Source organism: Komagataeibacter ossonobensis, assembly GCF_057359305.1.
Map to the genome: position 1 here is coordinate 45,159 of NZ_JBXAYQ010000019.1, position 17,038 is coordinate 62,196.

At 59.0% G+C, this 17,038-nt stretch carries 21 protein-coding genes and 3 pseudogenes; 16 read left to right on the top strand and 8 right to left on the bottom strand.

Annotated elements, in window-relative coordinates; translation table 11 throughout:
* Nucleotides 1-11 precede the first annotated feature (11 nt).
* From AC1RQ9_RS11590 to AC1RQ9_RS11615, 6 genes are all read left to right on the top strand, one after another.
* Nucleotides 12-1,250 carry a PepSY-associated TM helix domain-containing protein gene (locus tag AC1RQ9_RS11590; protein ID WP_485987032.1) on the top strand — a complete coding sequence of 413 codons (1,239 nt, stop codon included), beginning with the start codon at nt 12-14 and terminating at the stop codon, nt 1,248-1,250.
* On the top strand, nt 1,247-1,501 hold the full coding sequence (locus AC1RQ9_RS11595; RefSeq protein WP_485987034.1) for a hypothetical protein: 255 nt from the start codon (nt 1,247-1,249) through the stop codon (nt 1,499-1,501). The genes AC1RQ9_RS11590 and AC1RQ9_RS11595 overlap by 4 nt, the downstream gene beginning before the upstream one ends.
* Entirely contained in the window at nt 1,498-2,238 is a 741-nt protein-coding gene (gene exbB, locus AC1RQ9_RS11600; RefSeq protein ID WP_485987036.1) for a tonB-system energizer ExbB, read from the top strand. Before AC1RQ9_RS11595 ends, exbB begins: the two co-directional genes overlap by 4 nt.
* A gap of 6 nt (nt 2,239-2,244) precedes the next feature.
* Complete coding sequence (gene exbD, locus AC1RQ9_RS11605) at nt 2,245-2,754, top strand: TonB system transport protein ExbD (protein WP_485987038.1); 510 nt, start codon at nt 2,245-2,247, stop codon at nt 2,752-2,754.
* Entirely contained in the window at nt 2,751-3,626 is an 876-nt protein-coding gene (locus AC1RQ9_RS11610) for an energy transducer TonB (RefSeq protein WP_485987040.1), read from the top strand. Before exbD ends, AC1RQ9_RS11610 begins: the two co-directional genes overlap by 4 nt.
* Nucleotides 3,627-3,780: 154 nt before the next feature.
* A complete protein-coding gene (locus AC1RQ9_RS11615; protein ID WP_485987042.1) occupies nt 3,781-4,176 on the top strand; it encodes a Fur family transcriptional regulator in 396 nt (131 codons plus the stop codon).
* 143 nt (nt 4,177-4,319) lie between these two features.
* Here AC1RQ9_RS11615 and AC1RQ9_RS11620 read toward each other — a convergent pair whose 3' ends face one another.
* Complete coding sequence (locus AC1RQ9_RS11620) at nt 4,320-4,925, bottom strand: biliverdin-producing heme oxygenase (protein WP_485987044.1); 606 nt, start codon at nt 4,923-4,925, stop codon at nt 4,320-4,322.
* A gap of 189 nt (nt 4,926-5,114) precedes the next feature.
* Between AC1RQ9_RS11620 and AC1RQ9_RS11625 the strand changes: the two genes are divergently transcribed.
* Genes AC1RQ9_RS11625 through hmuQ form a run of 5 tightly spaced genes read left to right on the top strand, consistent with a single transcriptional unit; the run spans nt 5,115 to nt 10,447 of the window.
* Nucleotides 5,115-7,439 carry a TonB-dependent hemoglobin/transferrin/lactoferrin family receptor gene (locus AC1RQ9_RS11625; RefSeq protein WP_485987045.1) on the top strand — a complete coding sequence of 775 codons (2,325 nt, stop codon included), beginning with the start codon at nt 5,115-5,117 and terminating at the stop codon, nt 7,437-7,439.
* Entirely contained in the window at nt 7,439-8,368 is a 930-nt protein-coding gene (locus AC1RQ9_RS11630; RefSeq protein ID WP_485987047.1) for a heme/hemin ABC transporter substrate-binding protein, read from the top strand. The genes AC1RQ9_RS11625 and AC1RQ9_RS11630 overlap by 1 nt, the downstream gene beginning before the upstream one ends.
* Nucleotides 8,365-9,390 carry a FecCD family ABC transporter permease gene (locus tag AC1RQ9_RS11635; RefSeq protein WP_485987048.1) on the top strand — a complete coding sequence of 342 codons (1,026 nt, stop codon included), beginning with the start codon at nt 8,365-8,367 and terminating at the stop codon, nt 9,388-9,390. The genes AC1RQ9_RS11630 and AC1RQ9_RS11635 overlap by 4 nt, the downstream gene beginning before the upstream one ends.
* On the top strand, nt 9,390-10,142 hold the full coding sequence (locus AC1RQ9_RS11640) for an ATP-binding cassette domain-containing protein (protein ID WP_485987049.1): 753 nt from the start codon (nt 9,390-9,392) through the stop codon (nt 10,140-10,142). Before AC1RQ9_RS11635 ends, AC1RQ9_RS11640 begins: the two co-directional genes overlap by 1 nt.
* Entirely contained in the window at nt 10,127-10,447 is a 321-nt protein-coding gene (hmuQ, locus tag AC1RQ9_RS11645; protein ID WP_485987051.1) for a heme-degrading protein HmuQ, read from the top strand. The genes AC1RQ9_RS11640 and hmuQ overlap by 16 nt, the downstream gene beginning before the upstream one ends.
* A gap of 82 nt (nt 10,448-10,529) precedes the next feature.
* Here hmuQ and AC1RQ9_RS11650 read toward each other — a convergent pair.
* Nucleotides 10,530-10,763, bottom strand: a pseudogene (locus AC1RQ9_RS11650) (peptidase); the annotation flags it as partial.
* Between the two features lie 76 nt (nt 10,764-10,839).
* Here AC1RQ9_RS11650 and AC1RQ9_RS11655 point away from each other — a divergent pair.
* Together AC1RQ9_RS11655 and AC1RQ9_RS11660 are read left to right on the top strand one after the other, a co-directional pair.
* Nucleotides 10,840-11,202, top strand: a complete 363-nt coding sequence (locus tag AC1RQ9_RS11655; RefSeq protein ID WP_485987053.1) for a Rossmann-fold NAD(P)-binding domain-containing protein — start codon at nt 10,840-10,842, stop codon at nt 11,200-11,202.
* Nucleotides 11,203-11,276: 74 nt separating this feature from the next.
* Nucleotides 11,277-11,551 (top strand): annotated as a pseudogene (locus AC1RQ9_RS11660) (IS3 family transposase); the annotation flags it as partial.
* Here the strand turns inward: AC1RQ9_RS11660 and AC1RQ9_RS11665 are convergent.
* From AC1RQ9_RS11665 to AC1RQ9_RS11680, 4 genes and pseudogenes are all read right to left on the bottom strand, one after another.
* Nucleotides 11,548-12,024: a tyrosine-type recombinase/integrase gene (locus tag AC1RQ9_RS11665; RefSeq protein WP_485987054.1), complete on the bottom strand. Its 477-nt coding sequence runs from the start codon at nt 12,022-12,024 to the stop codon at nt 11,548-11,550. The pseudogene AC1RQ9_RS11660 and the gene AC1RQ9_RS11665 sit on opposite strands and share 4 nt — an antisense overlap.
* Before the next feature lie 9 nt (nt 12,025-12,033).
* A pseudogene (locus AC1RQ9_RS11670) lies at nt 12,034-12,153 on the bottom strand (Arm DNA-binding domain-containing protein); the annotation flags it as partial.
* A 496-nt stretch (nt 12,154-12,649) separates the two neighbouring features.
* On the bottom strand, nt 12,650-13,273 hold the full coding sequence (locus AC1RQ9_RS11675) for a hypothetical protein (protein ID WP_485987056.1): 624 nt from the start codon (nt 13,271-13,273) through the stop codon (nt 12,650-12,652).
* Nucleotides 13,270-14,088, bottom strand: a complete 819-nt coding sequence (locus tag AC1RQ9_RS11680) for a hypothetical protein (RefSeq protein ID WP_485987058.1) — start codon at nt 14,086-14,088, stop codon at nt 13,270-13,272. Before AC1RQ9_RS11680 ends, AC1RQ9_RS11675 begins: the two co-directional genes overlap by 4 nt.
* Nucleotides 14,089-14,224: 136 nt before the next feature.
* On the opposite strand from AC1RQ9_RS11680, the gene AC1RQ9_RS11685 reads away from it, so the two are divergent.
* From AC1RQ9_RS11685 to AC1RQ9_RS11695, 3 genes are all read left to right on the top strand, one after another.
* Complete coding sequence (locus AC1RQ9_RS11685; protein ID WP_200409474.1) at nt 14,225-14,503, top strand: BrnT family toxin; 279 nt, start codon at nt 14,225-14,227, stop codon at nt 14,501-14,503.
* Complete coding sequence (locus AC1RQ9_RS11690) at nt 14,491-14,832, top strand: helix-turn-helix domain-containing protein (RefSeq protein ID WP_485987059.1); 342 nt, start codon at nt 14,491-14,493, stop codon at nt 14,830-14,832. The genes AC1RQ9_RS11685 and AC1RQ9_RS11690 overlap by 13 nt, the downstream gene beginning before the upstream one ends.
* A gap of 421 nt (nt 14,833-15,253) precedes the next feature.
* The gene (locus AC1RQ9_RS11695; protein WP_485987061.1) at nt 15,254-16,174 is read left to right on the top strand and encodes an STM4504/CBY_0614 family protein; all 921 of its coding nucleotides are present in this window, start codon (nt 15,254-15,256) and stop codon (nt 16,172-16,174) included.
* Between the two features lie 123 nt (nt 16,175-16,297).
* Here the strand turns inward: AC1RQ9_RS11695 and AC1RQ9_RS11700 are convergent, their stop codons facing one another.
* Both AC1RQ9_RS11700 and AC1RQ9_RS11705 read right to left on the bottom strand, forming a co-directional pair.
* Nucleotides 16,298-16,432: a hypothetical protein gene (locus tag AC1RQ9_RS11700; RefSeq protein WP_485987062.1), complete on the bottom strand. Its 135-nt coding sequence runs from the start codon at nt 16,430-16,432 to the stop codon at nt 16,298-16,300.
* Nucleotides 16,433-16,526: 94 nt separating this feature from the next.
* Nucleotides 16,527-17,038 (bottom strand): hypothetical protein (locus AC1RQ9_RS11705; protein WP_485987063.1); only part of this gene is annotated, 512 nt, incomplete at its 5' end.

Consider the following 17,038-nt stretch of genomic DNA (forward strand, 5'->3'; position numbering starts at 1 on the left):
CAATGGTTCCCATGACGCCCCGCGCCCTTCGCCGGTGGTTCAGCGTTCATAAATGGACCAGCCTTGCCTGCACCGTCTTCCTTCTGATCGTATGCGTAACCGGATTGCCGATGCTGTTTTCCGAGCAGATATTCGATACTTTCGTTGGTGATGACGACCCGCCTTACGAAAGTTTGCCTGCGGATACACCGAATGCCGGTCTCGACGTAATCGTGCAGAAGGCGAGGACGCTCTACCCGGGCCAGATCATCACCAGTGTCAATCCAGATGATGATGAACCGGCGGTGCTGGTCTCCATGGCGCCCAGCTGGCAGGCGCTGAAGGACGACGAGAACCATCCCGACCGTCATTCCGGTCACTGGATCAAGTTCGACGCCCGTACGGCAAAGGTGCTGAAACAGTCCCGCCCCGCCGATGCCCCGAAAGAGCCGCGCACCTGGACCGGAATTATCCTTGGCACCTGCACGCGCCTGCACATGAACCTGTTCGCGGGCCTTCCCGGCGCGCTGTTCATGGGGGCGATGGGAGCGGTGTTCGTCGTATCGCTGGTGTCCGGCACGGTGCTGTATGGCCGTTTCATGAAGCGACTGCCATTCGGCTCGGTCCGAACGGATCGGGCCTTACGCCTGACATGGCTGGACCTGCACAACCTGCTGGGTGCGACCACGCTGGTCTGGGCAACCGTCGTGGGTTTTACCGGGCTGGTCAACGAACTCCAGACCCCGCTGTTCGGCCTGTGGCGCGTGACCGATGTAAGGCAGATTTTGCGCCCCTACGCCAATCTGCCGGTGCCCCCACAGGATCATCTGTCCTCGGTGCAGGCCGCGTTCGACACGGCGGCAAAGGCGGCACCGGGCAATGAAGTGACCGGCCTGTCCTTCCCCGGGGCGTCTTTCGGAAGCCCCGTGCATTACGTGCTCTGGACGCGAGGCAGTTCGCCGCTGCGGGCACGTCTGTTCACCCCGGTTCTGGTCGATGCCCGCACGGGTGAACTGACCGGGGCCTATCCCATGCCGTGGTATCTGCGTTTTCTGGAAATCTCCCGCCCGCTGCATTTCGGCGATTATGGCGGCATGCCGCTGCGTATCCTGTGGGCACTACTGGATGTGGTGGTGATCGGGGTGCTGGTCAGCGGTCTGGTGCTGTGGGCGGGCAAGCGCAGGATTGCGACTGACGCCCGCCTGCGGGCGCTGGGTTACGAACTGGATGATGCGGACGGCGTGCCTGCTTTGATGGAGGACGGCCGATGAACTCTGTCTCTCCCAAAATACCCCAGTTATCCCCTCCTGTTCCAGTTGCACGTCCGTCCGTCGCCGTCTGGCCGTGGCCGATCGCGCTGGGCCTGCTCACCGCCTTCGGCCTGCTGTCCGCCCTGCTGGGCCAGCATGGCGTCTGGCTGGCCCTGTCCTGGACTGCCCTTTCCATTCCCCTCATCGTGACGGTCGCCTGTCTGCTCAAAGCATGGTGCCGCACACCGTCTGTCAAAGGAGGTCAGTCATGACCCCGATCTCGTTCTCCCCGTGGGACATGTTCCTCAACGCCGGTCCCGTCGTCCGCGGCGTGATGATCCTGCTGGCTGTGGCCTCGCTGCTGACCTGGACCATCTTCATCGCCAAGTCGGTCGAACTGTTGCGCGTGCGGCTCAAGCTCCAGAAGGCCGAAAACGCGCTGGAAGAGGCCAACACGCTGGACCTTGGCGAGGAATGGACACGGGGCAATTCCTCCATCGCCCACACGCTGGTCATGGCCGCCGAGACCGAGCGCAAACGCTCTGCCGACATTCCTAACGACAGCGAGGGGCTGAAGGAGCGCATCGTCCTGCATCTGGAGCGCCTTGAAGCCGCCGAAGGGCGCAGGCTCCTGCGCGGCACCGGTGTGCTGGCCACCATTGGTGCGACGTCGCCCTTCATCGGCCTGTTCGGCACGGTCTGGGGCATCATGACCTCCTTCACCGGCATTGCGGCCAGCAAGGCGACCAGCCTCGCCGTGGTCGCCCCCGGCATTGCCGAGGCACTGCTGGCCACCGCTCTCGGTCTGGTCGCCGCGATCCCGGCGGTGGTGATCTACAACCATCTCGCCCGCCAGACGGCCTCGTGCCGCGCACAGGTAGCCGATCTCACAGCGCTGGTCATGCGCCTGGTGTCGCGCGATCTGGGCCGCACACAAATGCTCATGGCGCAGGGCAACATCGTGCGCCTTGGCGCATCGCGTGATGTCTGCACGACAGCGGCGGAGTGATCTGTCATGATCCGCATGCGCCACACCGATGAAAGCCCGCACGAAGCCAGCGAGATCAATGTCACGCCTTTCATCGACGTGATGCTGGTCCTGCTGGTGATCTTCATGGTCACTGCCCCGCTGACCACGGTGAACGTGCCGGTGGACCTGCCATCCTCGACCGAGAAGCCGACGCCGCGCCCCGATAACCCGGTGTTCCTCACCGTCAAGGCCGACCACGGCCTGGCATTGGGAGAAGATGACATCACCATGGACGGTCTGGCGGGTGCACTGGAGAATGCGACCAAGGGCAACAGGGACCAACGGATATTCCTGCGCGCCGACAAGACCGTGGATTACGGCACGCTGATGGGCGTGATGGATAAGCTGCGGTCCGCTGGCTACCTCAAGGTCGCACTGGTCAACCTGCAGGGACAGGAGGAAGGCAGCGAAGCTGGCACGACAACGGTGCCGACCAGTTCCACAACCTCGGGCAATGCTCCTGCCACGGCTCCCGTTGCGGGAGGCGCGCCGTGAGCGGCACGGCTGACATGGTGGGTACAACGCATCCTACTGGCATGACACAGGAGACGCTCCCGCCATCCTTTGCCGCGTGGCAGAAAAGACAGGCCCGTCTGACCCGACGTCACGATGCACTCCGCTGGGGCCTGTCCTTCCTCGCCGTGCTGGCGGTCAGTGGCGGGGCGGTCTGGTGGGTCATGCGTCTGCCGCCACCGGTCATGGCCGTGCCAGAGCCACCGCCTGCTGCCATTGCCATCGACATGGCCCCGGAACCCGTTTCTACACCGACGCCGCCAACGGATGCGCCGATCGGCCCGAAACAGACCCAGTCCATTCCCGATCCGGCCCCGGTCGAGCCGCCGAAGATCACAGCGCCACCGTCACCTGCGCCCAATCCGCCAGTCCCGGTACCCAAGCCCGAGAAACCGCGCAAGATCGTCAAGAAGAGCAAGCCGGTGCCAATGCTTAAAAAGCCGATCCCGGACAGGACGCCCCCGGCTGAAGCCACGACCGCCCCACCGTCCTCGGAAGCGCCACCCGCGCCCACACAGGCGGCTCCCGCGCCCGGTTCGTCATCGGCCCATGCGTCGCATGACCCGGTGACCTGGCAGGGCGCGCTGCTGGCGCAGCTTGAAAAGTTCAAGCGCTACCCATCCGACGCCATGGCCGACCATCAGGAAGGTGTTCCGACCGTGACCTTCTCCATGGACCGCAAGGGCCATGTGGTCTCCGTCACACTCGCCAGCAGTTCGGGCCATGCGCTGCTAGACCAGGAAGCCATAGCGCTGCCCAAACGCGCCCAGCCGCTACCCATCCCGCCGGACAGTGTCGCGGGCGAACTCATCACTCTCACGGTTCCGGTGGAATTCTATCTCCACCACAACTGATCATTAATGGATAACAAGAGGGGGGTAGCAGATGCCCGTATTCTTGAACCGTCGCCGCGCTGGACTTGATGTCAATGGAATTCGCCCCGGCATGGGCGCGAACCCTAACGCAGTCCGGCGGCTCGAAGTCCGCTGCCAGAAAGCATGCGTCAGGATGACCAGCCTGCGTCGTGTCCTGCTACATGGGATCGTCGAGGCCGGTCCGGGCACGACGGTCACCGAAATATGGCGCACGCTTGGGCGAATGATGCCGGATCGCGCGCCCAGTCTGGCTTCCATTCAGCGTAACCTGAACCTGTTTGTTGCGCATGGTATCGTGCGACGCGACGTATCTTCCGACCGTGTCCTGCATTACAGTATTGCCCCCGCCCGCACAGGCAGGATTGCAATCACCTTTGTCGAAGCGGACACGGGACGGACAATTCCCTGTAACGCCCCCGGGATTGCCAGTCTGCTGCGACAACTGGCTGCCCAATACGGGCTGGCCGTGCAGGGCGCGTCTATTACCGTTTCAACCACTCACCCAAACGCTACCGACATCTTGCCGTAGCAACGGAACAAGGCCACGAATTGGCAATGCCACTGTGCGGGCACCCGCCGGAAGCATTGGCGCACCATTCATGCCTGATCCGCGTGAGCCTGCCAGCGGCAGGGGCGTGACCAGGCCGCTGGCAGGCACGTGTCCATATGCACTCAGAGAGATGTCGCGGCAGTCCTGATTTCATCTTGTGATGCAGGAACAAACGATTTCATACGGGCGTAACTTTCGCGCGCGCCATGAATAAAGCGTTCGCCATCCAGTCGCGCATTGTCAATTGCATTACGAAACGCCGTCCAGGAAATCCCGCGTCCCATCGGGTCCGGCGCCAGATGACGCGCGCCGAAACTGGCACCATACCCCATTTTATCAACGAGCCTGATCAGGATGTTGGCCCCGAGCTTGGAGCCTTCCGCTACGTAAAGCCATCCGAGGGCGGTCGAGGGATCGGCAATAGCTACAGACATGCGCGGGGCAGGGAAGCCGATGCCCAGATCCTCCATATCCGCACTTGCCTGCCGGAACCTGTTTCTTGCCGCCAGATCGGGCACGATACGGGCAAGATCCTGACGGCTGTAAAACGGGTCCAGATCCCGATGAAAAAGATACTGCATCAGCACAAAGTCCCGATAGCCCGCAGCATCCGTAAACATGCCACGGGACATGACGATACGATTGAGATCATCATGAATATGGTGGGTCGCTTCACGTACCTGGGATGAAAGAGGTGTGCGGACGTTTCCGTCATTCAGAAGGGCCATGTTTTTATTCCCGTTACAATTTTATACTTAACAGATAGTGGCCTGATTCCTGTTTTTGACATGAACCGGCCGCCGTAATCTGGCACTTTTTACGGATAATGCAACTAAGAATCAGGCGCAACAAATTCCTTGCTGCCGTCTGGTTTGTGGCGTTATCGTGACGATAATGATTCTCATTATCGATGGTGAATGATGAACAAGTCCCCCCTCGCGCGACGGCCGGCGTGCCGTTGCCTCATGCTGGCCACCACGGCCCTTGCCTGTATCTGGCTGACCCCCGCTTTTGCCGCATCGCAGGAAATTCAGACGGAATCTCCACCCAAAACAGCGAAAAAGGCGGCTTCCACGCCAGCACAGGTATCCCTGTTCCCGGCTGATCCCATCAAGCTTTCTCCGGTCAAGGTGCAGGGCAGCACGGACATCATCGACCTGATGAAATTCGATCCGGACAAGGATCATAGCGAAGTAGGCAAACCGGCAGTCCTGACCACCACCACAACCTACAAGACCTTCCGTGACCGGCAGATTGACAGTCTGGAGGATTATTCGCGGCGCGTGGATGCCGCCGTCAATTACAGTAACGGAAATTCCAGCATCAATATTCGTGGCCTGGACCAGAACCGGATCCTGACAACGATTGATGGCGTGCGCATGCCATGGGCCAATGATGGCGCCTATGCCGGCAGCTTCAATACAGCGCAAGGTGGGGTAGGGGACTTTGACTTCAATTCGCTGGGGGCAATTGATGTGGTCAAAAGCGCTGATTCCAGCTTTTTTGGCACCGGGTCGCTTGGCGGCGTGATTGCCTTGCGCACGCTGGACCCGGAAGACATTCTCAAACCCGGAAAGAATTTCGGCGGCCTGACCAAACTGACCTATAATGGCGCAAGCGAGGCCGCACTCCTCAATCAGGCTTTTGCCGCACGCTACAAGAACACGGTATTCCTGCTGCAGGGCGGCTACCAGAATGGCAGCGAAACCGGCAACCGTGGCGATACAGGTGGATATGGCCGGACCCGGACCATGCAGAACCCGGCCTCCTATCAGGTCGGCAATTTCCTGGGCAAGGTCCGGCATTATTTTGCAGGTGGCCACCGGATTGGCCTGACCGGGGAGTGGTATGACCGCAATTATAACGAAGAAACCAAGACATCCGAAACCACGGCAACTGACCGCTACTACACCCGCAGCGAAAACCAGCGGTCCCGCGTTTCCGCCAATTATGATTATCAGGCCGACAGCCCGACCGCACTGTTCAGCGAGGCGCATTTTCTGGCCTACTGGCAGAGCATCAAGACCGATACCGACATCACCAATCGGGATTCCGCCAACGCATCCACCTACACCCACGAACATCTCAGCCTGCCCGTGCAGTCCTATGGTGTTACAGGTTCGGCAACAAACAACATCTTTACCGGACCGCTACACCACAAGATCACTTATGGCGGCGAAGTCTTCCTGACCGATACCTACCAGACCCAGACCGGACAGCAGGCGGTTTCCAGCCCGTATTTGCATGACAATTTTTCCGACATGCCCAAGGTCCATGGCACGGATATGGGAGCCATTGTTCAGGACCGTATCGGCATTGGCCGCAATGAATGGTTGCATATCACGCCGGGATTCCGCTTCGATTACTTCCAGCGTGATCCGCACAATACCACATCCTACATGGCCAATGCGGGTTATGGCGGCCTGCCACACGGGGCCCATGGCTCCCATTTCTCGCCCAAGGTGCTGGTGGAAGCGCGCGTGGCCCGTAACCTGACATTATATGGACAATATTCCGAAGCCTACCGCGCGCCATCGGCTACGGAGGAATATCTGAACTACAGCACCCCGCCATTCTATCAGGTCAGCGGCAATCCGAACCTCAAGCCTGAAAGCAGCAGGGGGTGGGAAGTCGGCATGAAATACGGCAATTCCGAACGCGGGGCCAATGTCTCGTTCTACGATAACCACTACAACAACTTCATCGATATGGAGGGGGTCAGCGGCTGTTCGGGGTATTACCTGTGTTACGGCTACACGAACCTGGCGCATGTGCGCATCTATGGGGTGGAGGCAAGCGTCAACTGGGCGTTTGACCGGCACTGGCATGCCTGGGGTTCGTTTGCCTATGCCGATGGGCGCGATACGGACATGAACTTCCATCTCAGTTCGGTCGCACCCTTCCGTGGCATCATCGGCTTTGGCTACAAGAGGGATAACTGGGGCAGCGACCTGTCAGGCACATTCGCCACTTCACGTGATGACGCCAAATACCTGACCACCACCGGATCGCTGAAGGACCAGTGGAAAACCCCAGGCTACGTCATTTTTGACCTGACAGGCTGGTACAGCCCCAGATTCTACCGCCCGCTGCGCATACAGGCGGGCATGTACAACATATTCAACAAGGCATATTACAACGCCGCCTCGCTGCCGTACGGGCAGTCGTCCAGTTCGCTTTCGGAGCGGTACTACACGCAGCCCGGCCGCTCCTTCAAGGTAACTGCAAGGATCGAATTCTGATGGTGGATGAACCCGCAGGCCATGGCCGGATGGAAATGGGGCGTCGGATGTTTGCCTGCCTGCTGGCGGGCAGCGTGCTGAGCATGCCACGCCCCGGGTGGAGTGCTGAAGAGGGCACGGTGACGGACTGCCGGGGGCGGCACGTAAAAATTGGCCCCGCAAGGCGCATTGCCAGTATCGGCGGCACCATTACCGAAACCCTTTATGCGCTGGGGGCGCAAGACCGCATCATCGCGGTCGATATTACCTCCACATGGCCCGAACAGGCCCTGCATGAAAAGAAATCCGTGGGGTACATGCGCGCCCTGTCCGCCGAGGGCATCCTGTCGCTTCAGCCGGACCTGATCCTGACCATGAACGATTGCGGGCCGCCGCAGGTTCTGGACCAGTTGATGGCGTCCACTGTTCCGGTTGTGTTTGTTGATGCCACACCGTCCGAGGATGCCATTGTCGCACGTACACGCTTTCTGGCCGGTCTTCTGGATGCAAAAACGGCAGGGGCGCAGCTATGTGCGGACATATCGCAGCATTTCGACATGCTGACACGGTGGCGCGCCGCACACCCGACGACAAAGCGGGTGCTGTTCGTCATGCGCATGAGCAATAACCGCCCGATGGTCGCGGGCACTGGCACGGCGGCAGATGCCGTGATCCGCCTTGCTGGTGGCACCAATCCTGCTGCATTCGGAGGTTACAAGATACTGGATCAGGAGGCCCTGATCGGCCTGCGGCCCGATGCGGTCCTGACCATGGAACAGGATGCCCCACAGGTCCGCACGGCCCTGCTGGGCAATGCGGGTTTCAGGCTGACACCGGCAGGCAGAAATCAGGCAATCATCGCCATGGAGGGCGAACGCCTGCTGGGCTTTGGCCCCCGCACGCCCGATGCGGCACTGGAACTGGCCCGCCGCCTGGACACGCCCACATGACACGGGACATATCACGCACACCCTGGCTTCTGGCGCTGCTGGCCGCCCTGCTGGTGATGACCGCGCTGTTCGCCCTTGATACAGGGGCAACGACGGTCCACCTGCACGATCTGTGGCATCCCGCCACTGATGTAACGGGACAGGCGGCGCAACTTGTACTGCGGGACATCCGCGCGCCCCGCATTGTCATGGCCTGCCTGACCGGGGCGGCGCTGGCGGTTGCGAGCACGATCATGCAGGGGCTGTTCCGCAACCCGCTGGCCGATCCGGGGCTGGCGGGGGTATCATCCGCCGCGGCGCTCGCCACCGCCTGCATCATCGTGCTGGGTGGTTCAGGGTCATGGGTGTCGTGGCTGGGCAGGTGGGCCATTCCCTGCGCGGGTATTGCCGGCAGTTTCACGGGCATGGGGCTGCTCTACCTTTTTGCCACGCGTGGTGGCGTAACATCCATGACCGCAATGCTGCTGGCCGGTGTGGCCTTTGGCGCCTTTTCCGGCGCACTGACCGGCGTCCTGATCTTCCGGGCGAACGATGCGGCCCTGCGGGATCTGACATTCTGGACAATGGGCAGCTTTTCAGGGGCAACGTGGGGCGGCATTGGCCTGCTGCTGCCGTTCCTGCTGGTCGCCGGTGGCCTTGCGGCCTATCTGGCCGCGCCACTGAACGCCATGCTGCTTAATGAACATAATGCACACCTGATGGGCTACCCGGTCGAACGGATCAAAAGCCTGTCGATGCTGGCCGTGGCCTGCGCCACGGGACCGGCCGTGTCCCTGGTGGGGGCGATCGGGTTCGTGGGGGTGGTCGTGCCGCATCTGGTGCGGCTTGTGGTGGGGCCTGACCACAGGCTCGTACTGCCAGCGAGCGCCATGCTGGGCGCGATCCTGCTGACCGGCGCGGACACCATGGCCCGCACGCTGGCCAGCCCGGCGGAGGTGCCTGTCGGCATCGTCACCGCGCTGCTGGGCACGCCCGCTTTCGTCTGGCTTCTGGCGCGCAGCCATCGCACGGGCATTGCGTGATGACACTGGAATTACACGACATCACATGGCGGCAGGGCGGCCGCGACATCCTGCATGACATCACCCTGTCTTTTGGCAGGAAAAACGTCACGGCAATCATCGGCCCCAACGGCGCGGGCAAGAGTTCCCTGCTGCGCATTGCCAGCGGCCTTTCCACACCAACCGCGGGAAGGGTCATGCTGGATGGCCGGTCGATTACAACCCTGCCTGCCCGGAAACTGGCCAGACACCGGGCCATGCTGACGCAGGAAAGCGAGGCAGCCGGGCAGTTTCTGGTGCGTCAGATGGTCATGATGGGGGCAGGGATGGCGGCCCACAGGCTGGACATTGCGCAACAGGGACTGCTGGCCGATGCGCTGGTGAAACGGGTGGGACTGGAAGGATTTGCCAACCGGCAGATGATGACGCTGTCTGGCGGTGAACGCCAGCGCGCCCATCTGGCCCGTGTCCTGATGCAACTGGAAGTTGCCATGACAGATGGCACGCTACCCGGCTTCCTGCTGCTTGATGAACCGATTTCAGCACAAGACCCGGCGCATCAGGCGCTTGTGCTGCAACTGGCCCGCCAGCATGCGCGCCGGGGAACAATCCATGCGCAGGGGCCGCCAGAAACCGTCCTGACGCAGGATCTGGCCTGCAACATTTTCGGGTTGCGGCAGGGCTGTGTCCACCGCCACGAAAAAACGGCCAGACCCTTCATCCTTCCCCATGACAATATTGACGAGGAAACAGACAGATGTACATCGCCATGAACCGATTCCGGGTCAGACCCGAATGCACGGGAGAATTCGAACAGCGCTGGCTGGAACGTGACGTCCTGCTGAAAACCGTGCCCGGTTTTGTCAGCTTCCAGTTCCTGCGTGGGCCTGCACGTGAAGATCACGTCCTGTACGCATCCCATACGGTATGGGCTTCCCATGCCGCATTTGGCGCATGGACGCAGTCGGAGCAGTTCCGGCAGGCGCATGCCCAGGCAGGGCAGGGCAAGGTCCTGACGATCGGTCCCCCGGTCTTCGAGGGTTTTGATGTCCTGCAGGATATTACGGTGCAGGACTGATATAATACGGTCCAGATGCGGTCGGGGGCCGGTGGCGATGATTATACCGCCATTGGCCCGCAAGAGGCTGCACGGGCCAGACTCATGCCTTTGACTGCCTGAACATCCAGTCGCGTGCGGCCCGGATGTAGAAGAACTTGCGGGCCGACCCCATGTGATCAACCCCGTCAAATGTCAGGAAGGTGACATTGGCGTCCTTTGACAGATAACCGTTGACCTGATCCGTCAGCTTCTGCTGGCGATCAACAGGAAAGATACGGGCAGGGTCAAGCTGTTCTTTCGGTTACACGACAGTGCCGCCGGCCTTTTCCCCTACCCGCCGGCGCGGTGACCATGACGCGGCGATTTCCTGCCTGGGCACGACAATTCGTGCTGCGAGATCGCAGGCGGCCATGTTCCGCGTCGATCACGACCACGTCCTTGTCTTTTGCCAGAGGCGCGCATGCGCTTGGCGCGCGCCGGTTCATTCCCGTATCCTCAGTGGGGGGAATGGTCGCGGTTTTTACGTCAGGAGCAAAGGCACAATCGAACGCGACATCAGGGCGGCCGGTTTCAGCCGCGTGGACATCCTGCGCCCCGGTTTGCTGCTGGGTCATCGTGCAGAAGCACGACCGATGGAGGCGATCGGGCAGCGGCTGGCGACAGCGCTGTCAGCGCTTATGGTCGGCAGGCTCTCCAGATATGGCGGTATTGACGCGAAAACCGTCGTGAAGGCGATTGTTGAGCCCGTAGGGCAGACGATGCTAAACATATAACAATGCGGTCCTGTGCCGCATTGCCAGTCAGACTGTTAATTCTTGAGACTATCCGGTTCGGAACAACCGGGGGTCAGGGCAGTCAGTTTACCAGCATGGACTGGACTGCCTTCATACGGGCTCACACTCTGGAACACTTGATGAGCCGACGCGGCAATTGCCACGACAATGCTGTGGCGGAGAGTTTTATCTCATCGCTCAAGCGCGAGCACATCTGGCGCCGAACCTGCAAAACGCGTCAAGAAGCCCGGAAGGACGTGTTTGACACCTGCGCAAGCACGTCAGGAACGGGATGCTGTCACCCATGCAATTCGAACAACAGCAGATTTTGAATGCTCAAGGCGTCTAGAAAACTAGGGACCATTCAGTGAGATAGAGCAGCCGCAAGACCAGAAGGGTCACTGGATGAGCCTCTTCGGCTTCTGTCCTGTGGACGAGGCTGCGTACGCCTTCCAGATCTGTAATGGCGGGCTGCCGACCTCGTATGACGGGACGAAGGGCAGGCGTCACAACCGCAGCAGGATCGGAGGAACCACAACCGGATGCGATGGCATGCACAAACACATCGCTCATGCGCTGACGGATGCGGTGGGCCGTCTCGATTGCCCCACGATCCTCGATCTGCCTCAGCACGGCAAGGACGACGGGAGGGGTAATCTCATTGATCGGAACATGACCGAGTTTGGGAAAAATATCCCGTTCCAGACTGCGGATCACATCAAATGCATGGCGCGTGGCCCACAGGACCTTGCGCTGTTCATACCATTCGCGCGCGACAGCTTCAAAGGTCGTTGCCGTATTCACACGCGCGGCAAGGCGCACGATCTTTGCCTACGCCGAAGGATCACGACCTTCACGAAGAATACGCCAGGCTTCCTCCCGCTCGGCCCGCGCGTCAGTCAGCGAGACACCAGGATAATGCCCGAGCGTCTGCAGTTTCTCCCGCTTTTCGAATTTGTAGCGCTACCGCTAGATCTTCTCTCCCGCCGGGGTGATTTGCACGAACAGTCCGCCCGTGTCTGCCAGTCGCCAGACCCTGTCTGCCGGCTTGGCCGAGCGGATTTTTGCGTCGGTCAGCATCGCAATCTCCATACCCGCTGTGCCTGTTCTTCATACCCGCTCCATACTCGCTTTCTGACGAGATAGGATGATACAAAACAGGAACATACGAGATGAAGAATGCGCCAAAACTGGCTGAAAACCAAGATTTTTGACGCTATTTCACATTGTCTGAGAAGGAGAATTGGCGGAGGGGAAGAGATTCGAACTCTCGATACGGCTTAACACCGTATAACGGTTTAGCAATCCGAATACGATTGCGCTGTTCCCGCTAACCGTATGTTTTATTTAGGTTAATACATGCAGGCAAAGCAGGAAAAACGATAGGTATTAAACAGACCTACCACACATCCTACCACATGTGATTGCAGGAGATTGCCACACATATTTAGTGCCTCACGCCAACGAATGGCACCACATTTTCATGCCCAAGGCATTTAGCCAACGGCCAACTATCGATCATTGCTGTCACACGGGCACGCAATTTTTCACGGTCAGCGACCAGCCGCACGGCTTCGCTATGCCGCGCATCATCGTTTTGCGCCAGCATCTCTGTCTCATAACCGACCTGCCGCGACATCTCGACATCCGGCAGCGATGACAGTGGGGCATAGGCCACCGGCAGGCTGACCGTCTGCCCGCGCATCCGGCTTGCATCGGCTCCAACCCCGAACGTGGGCGCGGTCGTGATCGCTCCCACGCTAAACTGTCCGCCCTGCGTGAACTGCCCGGACAGTTGCAGGGTCACGTCACCCGCAATCGTGCCCACCACCGGGTCGGACCGGCCCTGACTGCACTGCGCCGCCCGGATGGCGCGGACGAACAGCGCGTCCTGATCCTCGTTCCAGTCGCCCGCGTGCGATACCGATACCACCCCGGACTGCGCCAAACTGGACTGGATGGATGCCATGACCTGCGGAATAGTTGTGCTGACCATGGCAGGGTGAACGGCGCAGCCGGACAGGCCGACCATGCAGACGAACAGGAAGGCTATACGGTCGCCCCGGTTCATGCCGCACCTTGCAGATATGCTTCATTCGCCGAGACCAGCGCAGCCCAGTCATCACCGATCGGATACAGGCTGCCCGGCGCATGTAGCTGCCCCCACGCCAGGCCGTGTGCCTCCATGATGCGGGACCGAACCCAGCGCCATGTCGCTTTCTGCAGGCTGCCCCATGTCAGCAGTGTGACCAGGTCCGTGTCGGCCGTGCCGGCATAATCCCACAGCAGCAGGCAGTGACCACCTGCGCTGCCCGGCGTCGGATCTCCATGGTCGGCCGGGCTGTCCGTGTCCCACACGGGCGGCAGGTTGCCGTCCTGATCTTCCCACATATCCGCCGTGGCCAACTGCACGCCCAGATAGGCGGCAGACAGGCCTGCGGTGATGTTGCGGATCCCGTTCAGGTCGCCCGGATCGGCGCTACCCCAGAGCGGGAATAGCGTCTGATCCGCCAGCGCATAGCCGTCGCGCAGGGCGGTCGTCAGTACGTCCACCTCCACGCCGCCGTTGTCCGTGGCGGGGTTGCCGGGCACGTAGCCCGTGGAGCGGGAATAGAACTGCACGGCGGCCGGTGTGGTGACGGCGATCTGGAAGCCTGTCAGCGCCGCCGTGGCGCGCAGGTGATTGCCGATGCCCGCGCTGGTGCAGTCCCCCAGCATGTCGTTGCCCAGCATCAGTGGCGCGGGATTGATACCGGTGCGGTCGAGCCGGGTAGGGGCCTGCCGCGCACAGAAGCCACGCATGGCGGATAGATGGGGCTGATTTGGACGGCGTTCGGCCGGGCGGCAGCCCAGCTTGCGGACTTGCGAAATTTTGCGATTTGTCATGCTGTTTCCAATAAAAAAGGCGGCTCCGGAGAGCCGCCTTGTGGTTACGCAATACGATTGATTGTTCGGATCAGAGATACGCTGTTAGCGTGTTATTCTCCTTGCATTCTATACGCTTATAGCGTATAGAATGCCTATGACGGCAACACACCACGCCTTTGACTGGCACGATGAAAAAAGCGCAGCGTGCCTCTCCACTCGTGGTTTCGATTTCATATACGCCGCCCGCATTTTTCTTGGGGAAGTGATCGAACGCGAAGACACCCGCAAGGATTACGGTGAGACACGGATTCAGGCCGTCGGGATGATCGAAGGGTGCCGTTACATGGTCGTCTACACACGGCGCGGCGATGTAACGTGGATCATCTCCGCGCGCCGCATGCACGACAAGGAGTGGAAGAAATGGCAAGGATGACATTAAGCCAGATTGCCCGGCACGGTGGAACCATCAACCGGGACAAGGTGAATGCCACCACGGAAGCTGATATCGACCGTCAGGCGCATGAGGACGGCACGGATGACACAAACTATCTGTCCGCCCCATACCCGACACCCGCAACCGTGCGGAAGGCTCTGCACATGACCCAGAAACAGATCGCGGAGATGACCGGCATCCCTGTGGCGACATGGCGCAACTGGGAGCAGGGGCGTGTAGCGCTGGATCCGGCCGTGCAGACGCTGCTGCGTATTCTGGGGCGGGAACCAGATGCGGCGCGTCGGGCGCTGGATATGGCTGCAGAATAGCGCGGACACCACATCCTTCTCAGTCATCCACTGGCTCTGGCAGAAAACTCGTATATGGCAGGCAGGACCGGGAAGCGATTGCCTGGTCTGAAATTATCCTGTCCGATTATTGTGTGACCTATACGGCCGATGAGACACGGCGCATGGTGTTGGATGGGGTTTTGCCCATTGCCATTTTGGCGCGAGCGCCGGAAGTTGATCCAAGGCGATCTGGCGGCCGGTGCAGGAAGCAGAAAAAGTTATATATCTGAGATCTAAATTGGCAAGAAGTCAGGTGGCGCGGTCGCATTGTGGAGGGTTTCCCGAGTATTACATGTTCAAATTTAGGAGTTATTAGCATAATTTCGCCATGTAATTTCTGTATAAATATGGTGTAATTTGCTATATTTATTGTAAAAGTTAAAAATATAAGGGGTAAATAATGGCAATATATGATCTTTTTTCTAGACGCCAGCAGCGTTTGCGTGGCGAGGTATTTGATGTTTACACATACAATGAATTGCCAGAAAAACTACGAGTGCAGATCGTACACATCATCACCGATGCCATCGGGAAAGACCGGCACTATAATAAAGTTAATACCCTCTATCAGATGATCAATGATATATTATGCAGAGAATATGGAGTATTCAAACTAGATGAATATTCACAATCCTACGAACAATCCGTTATTCAGTTTTTTTTGAAACAACGAGATGTAGAATATGCTCTAGATGTTGTGGAACTATGCTTCAGATTAATTGCAGGATACATCGCAAAAAACTCGGATTATCAGGACAAAACCGTACGTAAAATAACACCAGACGATGCGGTGAATGATCTCAATGAACGTTTTAAAGAACATGGTGTTGGATATCAATTCGAATCGGAACGTATTATTCGTGTTGACTCTCAATTTTTACATGCTGAAACCATAAAACCGACCCTTGATCTTCTACGAGGCAAGTCTTTTGAGGGAGCGAACGAAGAATTTTTAAAAGCGCATGAGCACTACCGACATAAACGATATAAGGAATGTCTTGTTGAAGCATTAAAGGCGTTTGAAAGCACTATGAAGGTCATCTGCAGCATAAGGGGATGGCCTATAGAATCGGGAGCTACAGCTAAAAAATTGATTGCCGTATGCATGAAAAATGGCTTGTTTCCTTCATATCTTGATACACAATTTTCCGCTCTACGGGCATTGTTAGAAAGCGGTGTTCCAACTATACGGAATAAAAATGGCGGTCATGGGCAAGGCATGGACCCAGTCCAAGTTCCCGATTTTTTAGCACGATATGCATTAAATCTTACGGCAACAACAATAATTTTTCTTTTTGAATCTGCAAAAAATAGCAGTTAATACAGCAATATACATAAATAGTATGTTGTACTCATTTTTGACTTTTATGCACTTTCAAATGCATGGTTTCTATCTATTTCATTTATGAGTAGGCGAAAGTCACCCATTCAAATCCTTCTGTCGTTATCTTAAATCACGTTCCTGCAATTGCACCGCCATGCGAAGCGCATGCAGCTTGAGCGGAATCGTGACCAGCAGCCCGATGAGGACGACAACGCCGCCCGCACCGGAGATGACGCCCTCCATGAAGGGCGTCATCGTGAATTGCTCGCCAGATAGGCCAGCAGGATAAAGCCCCCAAGCACGCCACCGATGGTGCTGGCAGCCCAGAGAGCGAAGATGCCGGTGCGCGTCATGCCGTCACCCCCAGCACCTGGAGCGCCTGCTGCACCTGCGCCTGGGACGGTGCAGCGGCAGAACTGGACAGGCGTGCCCCGACGTTCCGGCGCGCCGCTACGCTGTCCAGCAGGGCCTTGAAGGCCGACACGATGGTGCCCAGCGCGTTCAGGGCCGTGTTGGCGTCGGACAGGTCCGTGCTGGAGACCTTGGTCGAGACCCCGGTGATCGCAGCACTCAGGTCGCTTTCCACCTTGGTCAGCGCGGACAGGATGCTGTCCACCCGGGTTTTCCAGTTCGTGTCGTCATAGGTGATGATCAGAGTGGAGCCGGCCGCCGTGGAAAAGTCGGTCAGGGCGGTGGACAGCGCCGTATCGGCCAGACCGATGACGCCCACGGCAGGCGTGCCGATCGCGCTGGCTACGGCGGCGATGCTCAGGACGGTGGTGACGGCGTTCAGGCCAGCCTGCCCGTAATCCTTGATCTCGGCCACGTTGATCGTGATGGTGGTGACATTGCCGCTTTTGC